General features: G+C 39.7%; 1 protein-coding gene. It reads left to right on the top strand.

What is annotated here, in order from left to right; translation table 11 throughout:
• The coding region (locus ACTHTY_RS12085) for an opacity family porin (protein WP_440367872.1) at window positions 1-382 on the top strand (382 nt) is incomplete at its 5' end.
• Between the last annotated feature and the right edge of the window lie 56 nt (window positions 383-438).

Raw genomic sequence — 438 nt, forward strand, 5'->3', positions numbered from 1 at the left:
TTATACGCACTATAAATCTTTTAAATCAGATTCTGAAACTCCAACTACCATTTACCAAGACAAAGTTAAATTCCAACGTGTTGGTGTGTCAGCCATTTACGCTTTTGACATTAACGCACCTGTTAAACCCTATGTCGGAGCACGCTTAGGAATTAACCGTGTATCTGCAGATGAAAGTGCAACTAGCAAAGTAAGTAATGCTTATTACGAAGAAAGCTATCGCAAAACTCAAACCGGTATCGGAGCATTGGCTGGTGTAAGCTACGAAGTAACGCCTAATATTGCTTTAGATGCTGGCTACCGCTACAACTACTGGGGCAAATTTGAAGATGACAGAGTACACTCTCACGAAGTATCTGCCGGTGTACGCGTAAAATTCTAATTTTTAAATACTTGGCATGAAGCAATCATTGCTTCATACATCAAGTAACAAAAGGC

Origin of the sequence: Neisseria sp. P0019.S002 (genome assembly GCF_051957155.1) — a bacterium.
Classification (GTDB): Bacteria; Pseudomonadota; Gammaproteobacteria; order Burkholderiales; family Neisseriaceae; genus Neisseria; species Neisseria perflava.